The following is an 18,212-nucleotide window of genomic DNA, read 5'->3' as shown; positions in this document are numbered from 1 at the left end:
ATTTCAGACTCTTATGATTATTGAAGTTGCGACAGTTGAGATGCTGAAACAAGTTCAGCATGACAAGGCCTCATACTTTTTAGAGATTCACTTTTTTATACTGCCTACTGAAGACTGAAAAACTGCCCACTAACCTAAGGTGCTGGATTCGGAATTAACTTATGAACCGCTTCAATTTCTGCTAATATTTCTTCTGACAAATCAATATTTATACTTCCAATATTTTCTTTTAACTGACTCATTTTAGATGCACCAATAATATTACCCGTTACAAATGGCAATTGATTGATGTAAGCCAAAGACAACTCTGTTAAACTCAATTTGTTTTTTAATGCAATCTCCTCATACTTTAAAACCGCTTGCTCCGAAGCACCTGTTTGATATCGAGTAATATAATTAGGATATATAATTCCTCTTGCATCTGCAGGTTTTTGTCCTCTTAAATATTTACCACTTAATACACCTTGTGCCAAAGGAGAATAGGCTAATAAACCTATATTTTCTCTCATAGAAACTTCAGACATTCCATATTCATAACTTCTATGTATTAATGAATATGAATTTTGAATTGTTGCCATTCTTGGTAAATTCAATTCTTTAGCAGCTTGTAAATATTGCATGGTTCCCCAAGGAGTTTCATTAGACAAACCAATTTGTCTTATTTTCCCTTGTTTGATTAAATCATCTAAAGTTTCTAAAATCTCTACATGGTTTTCTGCCTCTTCATTTGAAGTTTTATAAGGATAATCTCTAGTACCAAAACAATTAACACCTCTTTCTGGCCAATGCAACTGATATAAATCTATATAGTCCGTTTGCAATCTTTTAAGACTACCTTCTACAGCCTCAATTATTGCTTCTTTAGCTAATCCATTTTTTCTAATATGTGCGGTATACGGACCAGGACCTGCAATTTTACTAGCTAAAACAACCTTATCTCTGTTTCCTGTTTTTTTAAACCAGTTTCCAATAATCGTTTCTGTGGTTCCGTATGTTTCTGGGGTTGCAGGAACGGCATATAGTTCTGCGGTATCAAAAAAGTTTACACCTTGTTCTAAAGCATAATCCATTTGCTCGAAACCTTCTTCTTGTGTGTTTTGTTTCCCCCAAGTCATCGTTCCTAAACAAATCTTAGAAACTTTAATATCTGTATTTGGTAATTTTGTGTATTTCATATATAAATGAAGTGTAATTGTGTAAATGTTTAATCGTGTAATTGTACAAAAACTTACTGCGAATTTAGAAACTAATATTTTAACCAAAAAATAAAGCGTGTAATTATTAAAATTACACGCTTTATTGACTTATTTTATTTAAAATTAAAGAAGTTTATGGTTTGTAAACCCTGTTAAACAATTACACGATTCAACAAATAACCACTAGATTCCCAATTTCTCGGGAAAGACAGTTTATAGGTATTCTTGAGATAAAAACTCAAGAAACACTTTTCATCTTACTTTAAAATAGCTTCAATTCCTGGTAAAGTTTTACCTTCTAACATTTCTAACATTGCTCCACCACCAGTAGAAACATAACTTACTTTATCTGCAAAACCAAATTGTTTAACAGCAGCAACAGAATCACCACCACCAACTAAAGAAAAAGCTCCGTTTTTGGTAGCTTTATCAATAGAATGACCTAATGCAATTGTTCCTCCTGCAAAAGATTCCATTTCAAAAACACCTAAAGGTCCGTTCCATAAAATAGTTTTACACTTATTTACAACTGTATCAAAAATCTCTCTAGATTTTGGTCCAGCATCTACTCCTTCCCAACCATCAGGAATTTCATTAATATCTAAAGTTTGTGTATTTGCATCGTTAGAAAAATCATCAGCAGCAATAACATCTACAGGTATATGAACTTCTACTCCTTTTGCTTTAGCTTGCTTTAAGATATCTAAAGCCAATTCCATTTTATCATCTTCACAGATAGAGTTTCCAATCTTTCCTCCTTGTGCTTTGATAAATGTAAAACTCATTCCACCACCAATAATTAGGTGATCTACTTTGTCTAAAATATTTTCAATAACAGTAATTTTAGAAGATACTTTTGCACCACCTAAAATTGCTAAAACTGGTTTTTCAGAATTGTTTAATACTTTATCTATACTTTCTATTTCTCTTGCTAATAAATTTCCAAAACATTTGTTTTCAGGAAAAAATTGTGCAATAATTGTTGTTGATGCATGTGCTCTGTGTGCAGTACCAAAAGCATCGTTTACATAAACATCACCTAATTTAGATAATTTTTCTGCAAAATCAACATCTCCTTTTTTCTCTTCTTCGTAGAAACGTAGGTTTTCTAATAATAAGATTTCTCCAGATTGTAAATTTGCAACAGCTTCTTCTACTTTATCTCCAATACAGTCTGCAACAAACTTTACTTTAACTCCTAAAATTTCAGTCGCTTTTTCTACAATGTGACCTAAAGAAAACTCCTCTTGAAATCCTTTTGGACGCCCTAAATGTGACATTAAAATACAGCTTCCTTCTTGCTCTAAAATATCTATAATTGTAGATTTTGCAGCTTGAATTCTGGTAGCATCTGTTACTTCAAATTTATCATTTAAAGGCACGTTAAAATCTACACGAATTAACGCCTTCTTATTCTTGAAATTAAAATCTTTTAATGTTTTCATCTTTTATTAATGTATTTTCAACAAAAATACCGAATTATTTAAACTTTTAGAAATGTTAAACCTTAAATTTAATACAACGTTTGCGAAGCCAAATACTGTGCTTTTCAAATATTTAATCTTTAAAAAGATTGCCTTCTAAAATTGATGGATAAATGCCAAACAAATTTTATATTTGCCCATGCTTTTCAACCAAATTATCGGACAAGAACACATTAAAAAACACTTAAAAGTGTCTGCTGAAAACGGCAGAATACCTCATGCACAATTATTTGTAGGTAAAGAAGGTAGCGGAACTTTGCCAATGGCAATTGCCTACGCACAGTTTTTATTGTGTAATTTTTCTGATAACGTGGACGTCTGTAACTTAAAATGCGACAAATTACAACATCCAGATTTGCATTTTACCTATCCTGTTACTTCTAATGATAATGTAAAAAAACATCCTGTCAGTAGTTTGTTTTTAGAAGATTGGAGAAGCTTTATAGAAACACAATCTTATGGAAGTTTGTTTAATTGGCTACAACATATTGGAGTAGAAAATAAACAAGGAATTATTGGTGTTGATGAAGCCGAAGAAGTGGTAAAAAAACTTCGTCTTAAAAGTTACGAAGGTGGTTTTAAGGTGATGATTATTTGGATGGCAGAAAAAATGAATATTGCTGCCGCCAATAAATTGCTGAAATTGATTGAAGAGCCACCAGAAAAAACGGTCTTTATTTTAATTACAGAAAACGAAGGTCAGATTATAAATACCATAAAATCTCGTTGTCAAGCATTACATTTTCCTGTTTTAAGTGAGCAAGATATTTCTAATGCACTAGTTGAAAAGCATCAAGTTTCAGAAAATGATGCTGCTAAAATTGCACATCAGGCAGAAGGAAATTTCAACAAAGCATTGCAATTGTTACAAAACGATTCTAGTGATCTTGTTTTTGAAGAATGGTTTATTGCATGGATTAGAACTGCTTTTAAGGCGAAAGGAAATGCTGCTGTTGTGCAACAATTAATTGAATGGTCGGACACGATTGCCAAAACCGGACGTGAAACTCAAAAACGTTTTTTAGACTATTGTTTGCAGTTTTTTAGACAAGCAATGTTGCTGAATTATAAATCGGATCACTTGGTTTTTATGGAATCTAAAACTGGGTTCAATCTTTCTAAATTTGCTCCTTTTGTGCATTCTGGAAATATTTTAGACATCGAAAAAGAACTCAATGATGCCATGTATCATATAGAAAGAAACGGAAATCCGAAGATAATTTTATTAGATCTTTCTATGAAACTGACTCGTTTTTTACATAAAAAAGAAGAGACAGTTTAGAGTCTTATCTTTTTATATTGAATAAAATCAAGTAATAACAAGAATGTCATAGAAATGTCGTGCTTAAACCGTTATCAAAATAGTTATTTCATAAGTAGTTTTGTGAAAGATAAAACTTAATTACCAATGAATAATATCGGACAAAAAATTAAAGACGTAAGAAAGAAGAAAGGACTATCTCAAGAGGAATTAGCAGAATTAGCAAAAATCAATTTAAGAACTATTCAACGAATTGAAAATAACGAAAATGAGCCAAGAGGAAAAACGCTCAATTTAATTTGCCAAGTTTTAGACTTAAATACAGAAGACATTTTAGACTATGGAATGCAGACTGATAAAAATTATTTAATTTCCATTCATTTATCAGTATTACTAGGCCTTTTTATACCAACAGGAAATATTATTTTTCCATTTATGTTATGGGTTACAAAAAAGGATAAAATAACTAGCTTAAAGGAAATTGGAGCTAATATTTTAAATTTTCAAATCATCTGGACCTTTTTTGCTTTTTTTGCCTTAATAATAGGTGCAATATTAAAAATCCAACATATATCATTTGGACCTTTTACTTCAACGAGTTCTCCTCTTTTTATATGGTCAATACTTTATTTTATAAATATATTATTACCAATAATATTTGCCATTTTAATTAGAAATGGAAGCACAAGAAAGTTTTATCCTAACCCTATTAAATTCATAAAATAAGGATGATATTGTATAAATAACAAAATTAGACCCTTCAGGTTTTTGAAACCTGAAGGGTCTTTTTATCTGTTAATCTTTAAACCTATATTTTCTATGTTACTATGTGGTTAATTTTAAAAAAATCAGGTACTTTATTCTAGTAAGTTTCTATAAAAAGCTATAATAAAAAAGTTTAACTAATACCGTTTAAAATTCTTTTAGCAACAAACAAATCTGCAATGGTTGGGTTTTCTGGGCAACTTTTTATTTTTATGAATTCATCACCAGCTTTTACAAAACCCGTTTGTAAAACCTTAAAATAAACGCCACAAAAAGTAGTTTTCCAAAACTTTTTTACAATTGTCATATTATTAAAACGAACTCCTAATTTATAACAAGGTTCTCTATGCAGTGTCGCTTCCAAAATAGTTTCACCAACTTTAAAAGTATCTCCAGCATGAATTTTAGTTTCTTCTATATCATCAATGGTTAAATTTTCTCCAAAAATTCCCATTTCAAAATCTACTTTCGGAAAAACAGTATTCCAATATTCATAGTGCTTTAAAGAATATCCGTAAACTGCTTGAAAAACACCACCATGATTCTCTCTATCACAAATAGCATCATCTTTTACATCTTCAATATCTAAAAAAATAGGTTTATCTACAGAATATTTAAAAATACCTGTAGTAACTAAAGTACCTTTGTAGTCTATTTCTTTTCGTTTGCCAATATTTGTTGAAATGATTTTCATTATTCCTTTTTATCCTGCAAGGTTTTAAAAACCTTGTAGGTGTATTATTTTATAAACTTTTGCAATGATTTTTTAGTAAATTCAGATAAAACTAATTCACCAGAAACTGCAGCTCTTTCTGCTAATAAATTATTCCAGCCTTCTGTTCCCTGCCACAATACTTTCTTCATTTCTACCAAAGCTTCCGGATTATAAGAAGCTAATTTTTCTGAGAAAAAACCAACTTCTTCTTCCAGTTCTTTTTGAGATTCAAAAACCCTGGCATACAAGCCTTTTTCTTTTGCCCAATACGCATTTTTCCAATTGGTTGCATCTAATGTTAATTCTGCCGTTCCTGCAACACCAATTTTACGTGTTACAGCGGGTTCAATTACAAAAGGACCAATTCCTATGGTAAATTCAGATAATTTTATGGATGCGCTTTCTGTTGCCAAAACATAATCGCAAGCTGCAGCTAAACCAACTCCACCACCAACAGTTTTTCCTTGAACGCTCCCAATAATTAGTTTTCCACAAGTTCTCATGGCATTTATTACGTTTGCAAAACCACTAAAAAATTGTTTTCCTTCTTCTAAATTAGAAATAGCGACTAACTCATCAAAAGAAGCGCCAGCACAAAATGCTTTTTCTCCTTCAGACTTTAAAATAATAACAGAAACTTCTTCATTATTTCCTACTGAAAGTAATTCTTTAGCTAATCTTTCTAATAATTCACTCGGAAAAGAATTGCTTGCAGGATGCCCAAATTCTATCGTTGCAATTTTATGTTGAATGCTTGTATATAAACTTCCGTTTTGTCTTGTGGTGCTCATAAAATATATCTTTTTGTAAAAATAATGGATTTTATTTTGAATGAGACTTTTTAATCTTTAGAAAATCAATCAAAGAAATTAAAAAATAAGATTCCTCAATCGCTAAAAAGCTCATTTCGGAATGACACGTAAAAATTATTCGTTGACTACTAAAGGTATAAACTTCTTTCTAAACCTAATAATTAATGGCAATCCTCTCGCAATCATCCAAAATGTAAAAGCAATCCAAATTGCAATTAATTTTAAATCGAAATAATCAAAAATCAATAATGTCGGTATAAATACCAATGCAGTAGAAAGAAGTAAGAGGTTTCTTAAATATTTCATTTCTCCCATACCTTTAAACATTCCATCAAAAATAAAAGAGATGGCATTTATAGGTTGCATTAATAAAACAATCCAAAAAACATTGTAAAACTGTTCTAAAACAGCAGGTTCCTTCGTAAAAATTTGTCCGATAAAATTGTAAAAAATAAAACCAACCAGACCAATAAGTATTCCTATTACCAATCCATATTTTAAAAGTTTATTACTTAGTTCTACCAAAGATGTATAATCTTTTGCACCTAAAAATTTTCCAGATAATATATTTCCTGCACTAGCATATCCGTCTACCATAAAAGCACCCAACAACCAAATATTAATACCAATAGTGTAGGCGGCAATGTATTCTTTACCATAATCTGTGGCATATGAAGTAGCAAAGTATAAAGCAGTATTTAAGGCAATGGTTCTTACAAAAAGATTTCCTATCATTCCTAACAAACGCGGAACTTCATTATGAAAAGGCAAACTAACTTTTAAGGAAATAGACGTTTTTTTTAGCAACATAACTAAGGCTATAATAGCCATTGTAATTTGAGCAATAATACTTGCATATGCAGCACCTTCTATATTCATAGCTGGTATATAACCTTCAATTCCGTATACCAAAATGATATCTAAAAAAACATTTAACAAAGCCCCTACAATTGCAATAATCATTGGATAATAGGTGTTTTGTAAACCTCTAAAAACACCAAATACAGCAAATACAAAAAGTGAAAATGGGAATCCGAATATTCGTATTTTAAAATAGGTAATACAATACTCTAAAACAGTTCCGGATGCATTATAAAATTGAAAAATTTGTTTTGCAAACGGATATGAAATTGCCAATATGATGAAACTTCCAAAAACTACAATGGCAATTGCTTGCGCTGGTAACCCTTTTACTTCGTCTAGTTTGTTAGCACCAACATATTGAGAAACAATAGAAGAAATGGCACTTCTAATTTGTCCGAAAACCCAAATTAACATAGAAATAAATGCGCCTACAATACCTACAGCAGCCAAACTTTCTGTTGCGTTTTCAGAGATGTTACCAATAATTGCAGTGTCTGTAATTGATAATAATGGTTCTGCGATACCTGCAATTAAAGCAGGAATTGCTAATTTATTAATCTTCTTTAAAGTAATAGTTGTGCTCAAAAAATTATTTTTTTGCAAAGGTAATTACATTTGCGTTAAGGATTGCAGCCTTTCGACTGCTCTCAAGATAAATTCCATTCCCACAGTGAGAAACAAACGAGGACTTGTAACGAAAAGCCTGCCCCTTGTGGTAAGCACCAAAAAAATATTTTAATATTTTAAATCTGCTGGCTCAATAAAATCTACTTCTAACGTATACATTTCTTTGATGTAAGTTTTTATCTCAACCATAAATTCTTCTAATTTTTCTTCGGTAATTTCTACATCTGGTTTTCTGTAATTGGATGAAAAATTAATCGATAAAAAACCACTGTTTAAGTTCTTAAAAGAATAAATTCCGCCTTCTAACGGTTTCTTAAAATCGTAGTTTTTGCTCTTGGTGTACAAATAAGCATATAATAGTACCTGAATGGCTTTGTGTTGCTCTTTTTCTCTTAGTTTTTCAAATTCTACCACGCGTAAATCTCCACTGCTAACCATACCCGTTTTATAATCTATGATTCGCAAAACTCCATTTAGCTCATCTACTCTATCTACTTGACCGTGAATTTTTATCGGAAAATTGATTCCTTCAATTTCTATTTCTGCGGATAAATTTTCTTCGGTTGCAATAATCTTTAATTGATTGTTTTTGTCTTTTAACAAGTCTTTTTCTTGTGCTAAAAAATTATTGACAAACCTATTTGCAACCTCAAATATTAAACGATTTCTTCCTGTAGAAATATCTCCGTTTTTAAAAGCTTCGTTAAAATGCTTAACTACTAAATCTTTCGATTTCTTGTTCATTAAGTCGATGTCTTTTGCTTGTAAAAATTTATCTACAAATGGAGTATACAATTCATCCAAAGTTTCGTGAACAACAGTACCTAAGGTATTATAGGCAACGGTTTCTTCTACATCCTCAAACTCTTTAAGTTTGATTATTTTTTGTTTATAAAACGAAATGGGATTGTATAAATAATTGGTCAATGCAGATGGAGATATTCCTTTTACAGCCAATTCTTGTAGCTTTTCTAAAACGGTTTCATCTTTTTTAATTTCTTTCAATTCAACTTTTTGATTCACAACTTTGGGAGCAACCGTTTTCTGAATTACATCTGTTCGCATCATTTCTAATTGCGTAACAAACCTACTTTTCTCTCCACTTCCTAAAACGTCGTGTTCTGTATTGTAAATGATAAAAACATTTTTTGCTCTTTGCATTAACCTAAAAAAGTGATAGGAAAAAATTGCATCTTTTTCTCTATAGGTTGGCAGACCAAATTCGACCTTCACATCAAAAGGAATAAAAGAATTTTGCTGACTGCTGGCTGGTAAAACCCCTTCGTTTGTAGAAACTAAAATGATGTTTTCAAAATCTAAAACACGGGTTTCTAACATTCCCATTAATTGCAACCCTCTTAATGGTTCTCCTTGAAATGATAAACTTTCTGAAGAAATTAATTGCCTAAAAAAGAGTGCTAATGTTTTTAAATCCGGGAAGTATTTAAACTCATTTTGTAAGGTTTTTAACTGCGTAAATGTGGTATAAAATCTAAATAAATATTCTTTTTCTAAATCGCTAATATCTTCTTTTAAATAATCTATTAGGTTTAAAATTCTGTCTATAAATTCATCTACAGAAGCATAAGAACTAAATATCGAAACCAATACTTGTTTTAAAGCTACTTCTGAATTTTCTAATAATTTATGAATATCATTTTGATTGATAAACGTCTGATTATGCTTTGCGATATTGTCTGAAAAAGCATCTATTTCTGGAATTAATCTGTAAATAGATTGATGTTTTAAAAACCGAATTACATCTTTATAATAAAACTCATTCACGATTGATTTCTGCAATTTATCTTGAGAAATAAACAGTTGAAATATAGAAAACAATAAATTAGTAGTAGGAACATCTTTTAACGGATATCCCATGGTAATATTAATAGCATTGATATTTTTAGGCAAAGAATTTAACGTAATTGGCAATAAGGTTTCATCTGCTAAAACCAAAGCCGTATTTTTAAAATTAGTGATTTTTTCTAAAATTTCACCTGCATATTTAATTTGAGTGGTATTTTTAGAAGCTCCAATAACTTCAATGTTTTTAGGTCCAGAAAAAGTATCTCCTAAAGTTTTTATATCATTTTTTTCATAATATCTCCACTCCTTTTTATACCTTCTAATAAATTTACCTGCTTGATGATTCGATTTAAAAAATGCTTCATCAATATCCCAATAAATTTCTGAGTTTCCACCTTCTAAAACTTTCTGAAACAACAATTCCTCTGCAGCATTTAACGCATTAAAACCAATGAAAAAGAACTTTTTATTTACGTTATCTTCTAAAAAGGAATCTATTTTCTTACAAGATTCTCTATAAATTAAACCTTGGTACCCTATATTATTTTCTTTTAAAAATTGATAAAAAGCATTGTAATATGTGTTTAGTTTTTCTAGAAACAAGTAATGATCCTTCATTAATTCTGTTTCTTTAAATTCTCCTTCTACAGACCATTTCTTTAAACGCTGAATATCTCTTAAGTAATGAAAAATGTCTTTGGTTGCTATTAAGTGTTGATCTATCTCGTTAAAATCTTGAATAACCGTAAAAGCCCAAGAAGCAAAAACATCAAAAGTTACAGGCTCCTTCTCTATTCCCTTATAAATAGTATAAAAGTGAAATAATAATTGAATGCTATCTGCTTTTTCTATTCCAGAAATTTTATTGATAAATTGCTCTACATTTATAATTTCTGGTAAAAATCCAACGGTAATTTTATCTTTAAACGTTTGTTTTACAAATACTTTTGCTCTTTGAGAAGGAAGTACAAAAATGACATCTTCAAAAGATTTAGTTGTTTTTAAAATAGTCTCTATTGTAGTAGAAATAAAAGATTGCATAGCTTTTTTTTGGATTTCTAAATTACAAAAACTTACTTTTATACATCTTTAAACAGTAAATTATTTTTTGATGCAAAATGAATTAAACATTATTGGTATTCAGTCTGATTTAGTTTGGGAAAATCCTGCGAAAAATCTAGCTTTTTTTGAGGAGAAAATAAATACACTTTATAAAAACACTGATCTTGTGGTATTACCAGAAATGTTTACTACTGGATTTACTATGAAACCTGAAAACGTTGCTGAAAAGATGGATGGAAAGTCCGTTTCTTGGATGCTAAAAATGGCAAAAGAAAAGAATCTTGCTATTTGCGGAAGTTTAGTGATTACAGAAAATAGAAACTTTTACAATCGTTTGATATTTGTACATCCATCCGGAAACATAGAAACATATGATAAACGCCATTCTTTTACTTTAGCAGGAGAAGATAAAGTGTATACTTCTGGCTCAGAAAAATTAATTATAAATTTCAAAGGATGGAAAATTTGTCCGTTGATTTGTTATGATTTACGATTCCCCGTTTGGGCTAGAAATACAGAAAATTACGATCTTTTAATTTTCATGGCAAATTGGCCTACTATTAGAATTAAAGCTTGGCAAACGCTTTTAAAAGCACGTGCAATAGAAAACATGAGTTATGTTATTGGTGTTAATAGAACCGGAATAGACGCTAATAATTATGAACATACAGGAAACTCTATAGTAATTGATTATTTAGGGGAGGAATCTTCTAATCTAAAAAAGAACGAAGTTGGAATTGTAAAGGCTACCTTATTCAAAGATAAACAAACTAGAAGTCGAGAAAAAATGGGCTTTTTAACTGATATGGATGCATTTAAAATTGAACGATAGAAGTTCAACCAAATAACTAAAACACGATTCATTCGAGGTATAAGGAAAGGATACTTAAATCTTATAAAGTACTACAGTAATAATGATTCGAAATTAATTTGTAAATTATCCTTTTATGACTTCATATACCTTCATAATATTGTAAATAATTTGGGCGTGCCCATTTTCAAAACAATAATTATAATAGGTAACATATTGCAAAAAAATGGTCAGGCTATCCGCTACAAGTCCTCGTTCGTCCCTCACTGTGGGCTTTCCACTTCTATCCTTCACGCAAAACAAGAATGCAATTCAGAAATAATACTGCAGTTCTAGAGAATGAACCAAAATTAGTTATACTGAACTTGTTTAAACATCTCAGGTATCATGAATTAATCCCTGTAAGAGTCAAAAATAACTTCAAGTTGGAAAAAAAATAAAAATAAAATAAACAAAGGATTTTTATTACAATCTTTACTCCCGGCTAGTGCTCGTTTGTAACGAGTACCGTCACAGATTAACAGAATTCACACCAATTTGTCTTTTCGACCTTTTGGGAGAAATCACATAACACTATAAAGTAGTGTATGATCAAGCATGTGAAATTTTTCCTACCGTCAAATGATAAATAGATGATTTTATCTAATGCATTGCTTACAAAAAACAACTATAATTTCAGTTTAGGACAAAAAAAACCTCAATTCCGAAGAATTGAGGTTTATAGATACGGAGTTTATTCCGTATTAAAGAAAGGCGGCGACCTACTCTCCCACATAAATGCAGTACCATCGGCGCGATTGGGCTTAACTTCTCTGTTCGAGATGGGAAGAGGTGAGCCCCAATGCTATAACCACCCTAAAATTTTCAGCTAAATTGCTTCAACTGTATAAGTTGACATATGGTAAAATAATATCGTTTTTTTCGTAATAAATAAAGAGTCTGTGCTCCCGCCTTTCGGCGGGAAGCGTACATAAGTCTATGGGTTATTAGTATCACTTGGCTATGACATTACTGCCTTTACACCTATGACCTATCAACGTTGTAATCTCCAACGACCCTTTAAAGAAATCTCATCTTGTGGTGGGTTTCGCGCTTATATGCTTTCAGCGCTTATCCCTTCCCGACGTAGCTACCCTGCTATGCTTCTGGCGAAACAACAGGTACACTAGAGGTCAGTCCAACTCGGTCCTCTCGTACTAGAGTCAGATCCACGCAAATTTCTAACGCCCACAGCAGATAGAGACCGAACTGTCTCACGACGTTCTGAACCCAGCTCGCGTGCCACTTTAATGGGCGAACAGCCCAACCCTTGGGACCTTCTCCAGCCCCAGGATGTGACGAGCCGACATCGAGGTGCCAAACCCCCCCGTCGATATGAGCTCTTGGGGGAGATCAGCCTGTTATCCCCGGAGTACCTTTTATCCTTTGAGCGATGGCCCTTCCATGCGGAACCACCGGATCACTATGCTCTTGTTTCCAACCTGATCGACCTGTATGTCTCTCAGTCAAGCACCCTTATGCCATTGCACTCTACGTACGGTTACCAAGCGTACTGAGGGTACCTTTAGAAGCCTCCGTTACTCTTTTGGAGGCGACCACCCCAGTCAAACTACCCACCAAGCACTGTCCTCATCTCTGAGTTAGACTCTAGATAAGCAAAGGGTGGTATTTCAAGGACGACTCCACAACGCCTAGCGACGCCGCTTCAATGTCTCCCACCTATCCTACACATTACTTATCCAAAGCCAATACTAAGCTATAGTAAAGGTTCACGGGGTCTTTTCGTCCCGCTGCGGGTAATCGGCATCTTCACCGATACTACAATTTCACCGAGCTCATGGCTGAGACAGTGTCCAGATCGTTGCACCATTCGTGCAGGTCGGAACTTACCCGACAAGGAATTTCGCTACCTTAGGACCGTTATAGTTACGGCCGCCGTTTACTGGGGCTTCATTTCAGATCTTCGCCGAAGCTAAACCCTCCACTTAACCTTCCAGCACCGGGCAGGTGTCAGGCCTTATACATCATCTTTCAATTTAGCAAAGCCCTGTGTTTTTGATAAACAGTCGCCTGGACCTTTTCACTGCGGCCCATCCGAAGATGGGCGACCCTTCTCCCGAAGTTACGGGTCTATTTTGCCTAGTTCCTTAGCCATGAATCTCTCGAGCACCTTAGAATTCTCATCCCAACTACCTGTGTCGGTTTACGGTACGGGTTCTTATAATCTGAAGCTTAGAGGTTTTTCTTGGAAGCCCTTAGGCACGCTATCCAATTGTCCGAAGACGCTTGGTACTATCACATTTCACCTAGATCTGCGGATTTGCCTACAGTTCTAATAGCTACATGTTTCAACGAACTATTCCGTCAGTTCGCGGTGCTTTCATTACTCCGTCACCCCATCGCAATTATAAGAAGTACAGGAATATTAACCTGTTATCCATCGACTACTCCCTTCGGATTCGCCTTAGGACCCGACTAACCCTCAGCTGATTAGCATCGCTGAGGAAACCTTAGTCTTTCGGTGTGGGGGTTTCTCGCCCCCATTATCGTTACTTATGCCTACATTTTCTTTTGTAATCACTCCAGCATACCTCACAGTACACCTTCTACGCTGATTACAATGCTCCCCTACCACTAACGTGTCTTTCAACGTTAATCCATAGCTTCGGTAATATGTTTATGCCCGATTATTATCCATGCGAAATCGCTCGACTAGTGAGCTGTTACGCACTCTTTAAATGAATGGCTGCTTCCAAGCCAACATCCTAGCTGTCTAAGCAATTTCACCTCGTTTTTTCAACTTAACATATATTTGGGGACCTTAGCTGATGGTCTGGGTTCTTTCCCTCTCGGACATGGACCTTAGCACCCATGCCCTCACTGCTGAGAAACATTTTATAGCATTCGGAGTTTGTCAGGAATTGGTAGGCGGTGAAGCCCCCGCATCCAATCAGTAGCTCTACCTCTATAAAACTTTTACTCAACGCTGCACCTAAATGCATTTCGGGGAGTACGAGCTATTTCCGAGTTTGATTGGCCTTTCACCCCTACCCACAGGTCATCCAAAGACTTTTCAACGTCAACTGGTTCGGTCCTCCACTGTATGTTACTACAGCTTCAACCTGCCCATGGGTAGATCACTCGGTTTCGCGTCTACTACTACTAACTAAATCGCCCTATTCAGACTCGCTTTCGCTACGGCTCCTTGACTTAATCAATTAACCTTGCTAGAAACAGTAACTCGTAGGCTCATTATGCAAAAGGCACGCCGTCACACCATAAATGATGCTCCGACCGCTTGTAGGCGTACGGTTTCAGGTTCTATTTCACTCCCTTACTTAGGGTTCTTTTCACCTTTCCCTCACGGTACTAGTTCACTATCGGTCTCTCAGGAGTATTTAGCCTTACCGGATGGTCCCGGTGGATTCATACAGGATTACTCGTGTCCCGCACTACTCAGGGTACCACTATCTAAAATTCGCTTACTTTTACGGGACTATCACCCTCTATGGTTTGTCTTTCCAAACAATTCTAATTCACTTATCTTCGAATATCGTGGCCCTACAACCCCTATTTTGCCGTAACAAAATAGGTTTGGGCTAATCCGCGTTCGCTCGCCACTACTAACGGAATCACTATTGTTTTCTCTTCCTCCGGTTACTTAGATGTTTCAGTTCACCGGGTTTACCCCACTTACGTGGTGACATGTCTTCAACATGCCGGGTTGCCCCATTCGGATATCTACGGATCAAAAGGTATGTGCCCCTCCCCGTAGCTTTTCGCAGCTTATCACGTCCTTCGTCGTCTCTGAGAGCCTAGGCATCCGCCATACGCCCTTACTTAACTTATTGTACTTTTTGCTACAGTATGTTTCCATACTATAATGAACTCTTTTATATTTTTATAAAAAAATTATTTAATTAGATTGCTCTAATTGTTCTCTATCTATTTGATTCTTACGATATCATTTTACCAATATGTCAATGAACTTTCTTTCAATTACACAATTATCAGTTAACAATTATCAATTCAAAATTGATCAATGTTAAATGGTCATTGTTAATTGACCTGGTGGAGAATATCGGAGTCGAACCGATGACCTCTTGCGTGCAAGGCAAGCGCTCTAGCCAGCTGAGCTAATCCCCCATTATGAAATTCAGAATAAATCCTAAATTATGAATGTAGAATCCTCTTACTTCCAGAATTTCCTTAGTACTTTTTTGCTTTTTGTAGTCCCGGGCAGACTCGAACTGCCGACCTCTACATTATCAGTGTAGCGCTCTAACCAGCTGAGCTACGAGACTATAATAGCTTAAAATACTTATATTATAAAATTAACAGCAAAGAGTAAAAATGACCTTTTTTTGTAACTCACCATCTTTCTCTAGAAAGGAGGTGTTCCAGCCGCACCTTCCGGTACGGCTACCTTGTTACGACTTAGCCCTAGTTACCAGTTTTACCCTAGGCGGCTCCTTGCGGTGACCGACTTCAGGCACTCCCAGCTTCCATGGCTTGACGGGCGGTGTGTACAAGGCCCGGGAACGTATTCACCGGATCATGGCTGATATCCGATTACTAGCGATTCCAGCTTCACGGAGTCGAGTTGCAGACTCCGATCCGAACTGTGATATGGTTTATAGATTCGCTCTCTGTTGCCAGATGGCTGCTCATTGTCCATACCATTGTAGCACGTGTGTGGCCCAGGACGTAAGGGCCGTGATGATTTGACGTCATCCCCACCTTCCTCACTACTTGCGTAGGCAGTCTCGTTAGAGTCCCCAACTTTACTTGCTGGCAACTAACGACAGGGGTTGCGCTCGTTATAGGACTTAACCTGACACCTCACGGCACGAGCTGACGACAACCATGCAGCACCTTGTAATCTGTCCGAAGAAAACTCTATCTCTAAAGCTGTCAGACTACATTTAAGCCCTGGTAAGGTTCCTCGCGTATCATCGAATTAAACCACATGCTCCACCGCTTGTGCGGGCCCCCGTCAATTCCTTTGAGTTTCAGTCTTGCGACCGTACTCCCCAGGTGGGATACTTATCACTTTCGCTTAGTCACTGAGCTAATGCCCAACAACTAGTATCCATCGTTTACGGCGTGGACTACCAGGGTATCTAATCCTGTTCGCTCCCCACGCTTTCGTCCCTCAGCGTCAGTACATACGTAGTAGACTGCCTTCGCAATCGGTATTCTGTGTAATATCTATGCATTTCACCGCTACACTACACATTCTATCTACTTCCATATGACTCAAGTCAACCAGTATCAAAGGCAGTTCCATAGTTGAGCTATGGGATTTCACCTCTGACTTAATTGACCGCCTGCGGACCCTTTAAACCCAATGATTCCGGATAACGCTCGGACCCTCCGTATTACCGCGGCTGCTGGCACGGAGTTAGCCGGTCCTTATTCTTACAGTACCGTCAAGCTAGTATACATACCAGTGTTTCTTCCTGTATAAAAGAAGTTTACAACCCATAGGGCAGTCATCCTTCACGCGGCATGGCTGGGTCAGAGTTGCCTCCATTGCCCAATATTCCTCACTGCTGCCTCCCGTAGGAGTCTGGTCCGTGTCTCAGTACCAGTGTGGGGGATCTCCCTCTCAGGACCCCTACCTATCAAAGTCATGGTAAGCCGTTACCTTACCATCTAACTAATAGGACGCATAGCCATCTTTTACCAATAAATCTTTAATTAAGTTTTGATGCCAAAACTCAATACCATGGAGCATTAATCTTCATTTCTAAAGGCTATTCTCCAGTAAAAGGTAGGTTCTATACGCGTTACGCACCCGTGCGCCGGTCGTCATCTGTGCAAGCACAATGTTACCCCTCGACTTGCATGTGTTAAGCCTGCCGCTAGCGTTCATCCTGAGCCAGGATCAAACTCTTCATTGTATATTTTAAATATTTTAATGAATAAGTTTCAAAAGAATTTGTTTAAATAAATCTAAACATGGTTATTCTACTCTTTAATTACGCTGTCAATTTCAATATTTTCAATGAACTTTGTTTTAATCTTAATCTGCAACTTAAAAAGTTACTTCCTAAATAAAACTTTGTAGAAATGTTAGACTCGAACTAACTGACTTTCTTAAGAGTCATTCCAAATTTTCTTTGATCGTTTTTGCTGTAATTCTTAGCGGCTGCAAACATACAAACTATTTCTAATCTGACAATAAAAAAATTAAACTTTTTTTTTATTTGTTTTTGTTTGCTGTAAAACTAAAAATCTCTGAACTTTTTTGCCGAAAATTTCGGACTGCAAACATACAACTCTTTTTAATTATAAACCTAAGGAAATTGTTATTTTATTTTTAATAAAATTTTGACATTTTATTTAGATAAAAGACTAATCCTCACCTTACTTACAACTCCTCAATGAACGTTGCTAACTGTGTGATATTACTGTTAGCGGGTGCAAACTTACAACTCATTTTTAATCTAACAACTATTTTTTTACCTTTATTTTAATTTAATTTTACAATAGGTTTTAACGAACTTGTTTTTAGCAGGTTATGAAGGAAGTTTTTTTGAAGTTATTTTGAGGTTTTTGGGGATTAGGGTGGTTTTGGTGGTGGATGCTTGTTTTTAACACATAGGAACATAGAAATCATAGGCTGGATGTAGTGTCAATTTTAGTGGAAATAGACATTTTTGTTGTTTGAGGTTTGATAAAATATGGGGTGTTCTATGAAATAGTGTGGTTGAAATGTGTTTAGTTTATTAAGAATTACATTATTTCTGGCGCAATAATAGTTCTTGATATGATTTTTCTGGCAAGAATCACTTGGGTTAATT

The 18,212-nt window shown here is 34.8% G+C and carries 9 protein-coding genes, 2 tRNA genes and 3 rRNA genes; 3 read left to right on the top strand and 11 right to left on the bottom strand.

Annotation, left to right across the window (positions count from 1 at the left end):
* Window positions 1–134: 134 nt before the first annotated feature.
* Together WHD08_RS12590 and WHD08_RS12585 are read right to left on the bottom strand one after the other, a co-directional pair.
* Window positions 135–1,175: an aldo/keto reductase gene (locus WHD08_RS12590; RefSeq protein ID WP_208890582.1), complete on the bottom strand. Its 1,041-nt coding sequence runs from the start codon at window positions 1,173–1,175 to the stop codon at window positions 135–137.
* A gap of 278 nt (window positions 1,176–1,453) precedes the next feature.
* Window positions 1,454–2,641 carry a phosphoglycerate kinase gene (locus tag WHD08_RS12585; protein WP_208890583.1) on the bottom strand — a complete coding sequence of 396 codons (1,188 nt, stop codon included), beginning with the start codon at window positions 2,639–2,641 and terminating at the stop codon, window positions 1,454–1,456.
* A gap of 178 nt (window positions 2,642–2,819) precedes the next feature.
* On the opposite strand from WHD08_RS12585, the gene WHD08_RS12580 reads away from it, so the two are divergent.
* Both WHD08_RS12580 and WHD08_RS12575 read left to right on the top strand, forming a co-directional pair.
* Complete coding sequence (locus tag WHD08_RS12580; protein ID WP_208890584.1) at window positions 2,820–3,962, top strand: ATP-binding protein; 1,143 nt, start codon at window positions 2,820–2,822, stop codon at window positions 3,960–3,962.
* Between the two features lie 126 nt (window positions 3,963–4,088).
* A complete protein-coding gene (locus WHD08_RS12575; RefSeq protein ID WP_208890585.1) occupies window positions 4,089–4,667 on the top strand; it encodes a helix-turn-helix domain-containing protein in 579 nt (192 codons plus the stop codon).
* Between the two features lie 172 nt (window positions 4,668–4,839).
* Here WHD08_RS12575 and WHD08_RS12570 read toward each other — a convergent pair whose 3' ends face one another.
* The 4 genes from WHD08_RS12570 to WHD08_RS12555 form a co-directional block, all read right to left on the bottom strand.
* Window positions 4,840–5,400 carry an MOSC domain-containing protein gene (locus WHD08_RS12570; RefSeq protein ID WP_208890586.1) on the bottom strand — a complete coding sequence of 187 codons (561 nt, stop codon included), beginning with the start codon at window positions 5,398–5,400 and terminating at the stop codon, window positions 4,840–4,842.
* A gap of 44 nt (window positions 5,401–5,444) precedes the next feature.
* On the bottom strand, window positions 5,445–6,212 hold the full coding sequence (locus WHD08_RS12565) for an enoyl-CoA hydratase/isomerase family protein (RefSeq protein ID WP_208890587.1): 768 nt from the start codon (window positions 6,210–6,212) through the stop codon (window positions 5,445–5,447).
* Window positions 6,213–6,347: 135 nt separating this feature from the next.
* Entirely contained in the window at window positions 6,348–7,682 is a 1,335-nt protein-coding gene (locus WHD08_RS12560) for an MATE family efflux transporter (RefSeq protein WP_208890588.1), read from the bottom strand.
* A gap of 150 nt (window positions 7,683–7,832) precedes the next feature.
* Window positions 7,833–10,571, bottom strand: a complete 2,739-nt coding sequence (locus WHD08_RS12555) for a PD-(D/E)XK nuclease family protein (protein WP_208890589.1) — start codon at window positions 10,569–10,571, stop codon at window positions 7,833–7,835.
* A 70-nt stretch (window positions 10,572–10,641) separates the two neighbouring features.
* On the opposite strand from WHD08_RS12555, the gene WHD08_RS12550 reads away from it, so the two are divergent.
* Entirely contained in the window at window positions 10,642–11,424 is a 783-nt protein-coding gene (locus tag WHD08_RS12550; RefSeq protein ID WP_208890590.1) for an amidohydrolase, read from the top strand.
* A 727-nt stretch (window positions 11,425–12,151) separates the two neighbouring features.
* Here WHD08_RS12550 and rrf read toward each other — a convergent pair.
* The 5 genes from rrf to WHD08_RS12525 form a co-directional block, all read right to left on the bottom strand.
* Window positions 12,152–12,261: ribosomal RNA gene (gene rrf, locus WHD08_RS12545) — 5S ribosomal RNA — on the bottom strand.
* A gap of 108 nt (window positions 12,262–12,369) precedes the next feature.
* Window positions 12,370–15,254 (bottom strand): 23S ribosomal RNA (locus WHD08_RS12540).
* A 218-nt stretch (window positions 15,255–15,472) separates the two neighbouring features.
* Window positions 15,473–15,549: transfer RNA gene (locus WHD08_RS12535), tRNA-Ala, on the bottom strand.
* 84 nt (window positions 15,550–15,633) lie between these two features.
* A tRNA-Ile gene (locus tag WHD08_RS12530) sits at window positions 15,634–15,707 on the bottom strand.
* A gap of 84 nt (window positions 15,708–15,791) precedes the next feature.
* Window positions 15,792–17,309: ribosomal RNA gene (locus WHD08_RS12525) — 16S ribosomal RNA — on the bottom strand.
* Together the 16S, 23S and 5S rRNA genes with 2 tRNA genes alongside form the textbook arrangement of a ribosomal RNA operon.
* Window positions 17,310–18,212: the final 903 nt, after the last annotated feature.

Source organism: Polaribacter sejongensis (assembly GCF_038024065.1).
Lineage (GTDB): Bacteria > Bacteroidota > Bacteroidia > Flavobacteriales > Flavobacteriaceae > Polaribacter > Polaribacter sejongensis.
Note: the sequence above shows the minus strand (reverse complement) of the source record. Positions and strands in the feature narration are given on the sequence as shown.

What these genes read in the sequence shown, in the direction of transcription:
- WHD08_RS12590 (WP_208890582.1), bottom strand. Translation starts at nt 1,175, where the DNA reads ATGAAATACACAAAATTACCAAATACAGATATTAAAGTTTCTAAGATT.
- WHD08_RS12570 (WP_208890586.1), bottom strand. Translation starts at nt 5,400, where the DNA reads ATGAAAATCATTTCAACAAATATTGGCAAACGAAAAGAAATAGACTAC.
- WHD08_RS12550 (WP_208890590.1), top strand. Translation starts at nt 10,642, where the DNA reads ATGCAAAATGAATTAAACATTATTGGTATTCAGTCTGATTTAGTTTGG.
- WHD08_RS12585 (WP_208890583.1), bottom strand. Translation starts at nt 2,641, where the DNA reads ATGAAAACATTAAAAGATTTTAATTTCAAGAATAAGAAGGCGTTAATT.
- WHD08_RS12575 (WP_208890585.1), top strand. Translation starts at nt 4,089, where the DNA reads ATGAATAATATCGGACAAAAAATTAAAGACGTAAGAAAGAAGAAAGGA.
- WHD08_RS12580 (WP_208890584.1), top strand. Translation starts at nt 2,820, where the DNA reads ATGCTTTTCAACCAAATTATCGGACAAGAACACATTAAAAAACACTTA.
- WHD08_RS12555 (WP_208890589.1), bottom strand. Translation starts at nt 10,571, where the DNA reads ATGCAATCTTTTATTTCTACTACAATAGAGACTATTTTAAAAACAACT.
- WHD08_RS12565 (WP_208890587.1), bottom strand. Translation starts at nt 6,212, where the DNA reads ATGAGCACCACAAGACAAAACGGAAGTTTATATACAAGCATTCAACAT.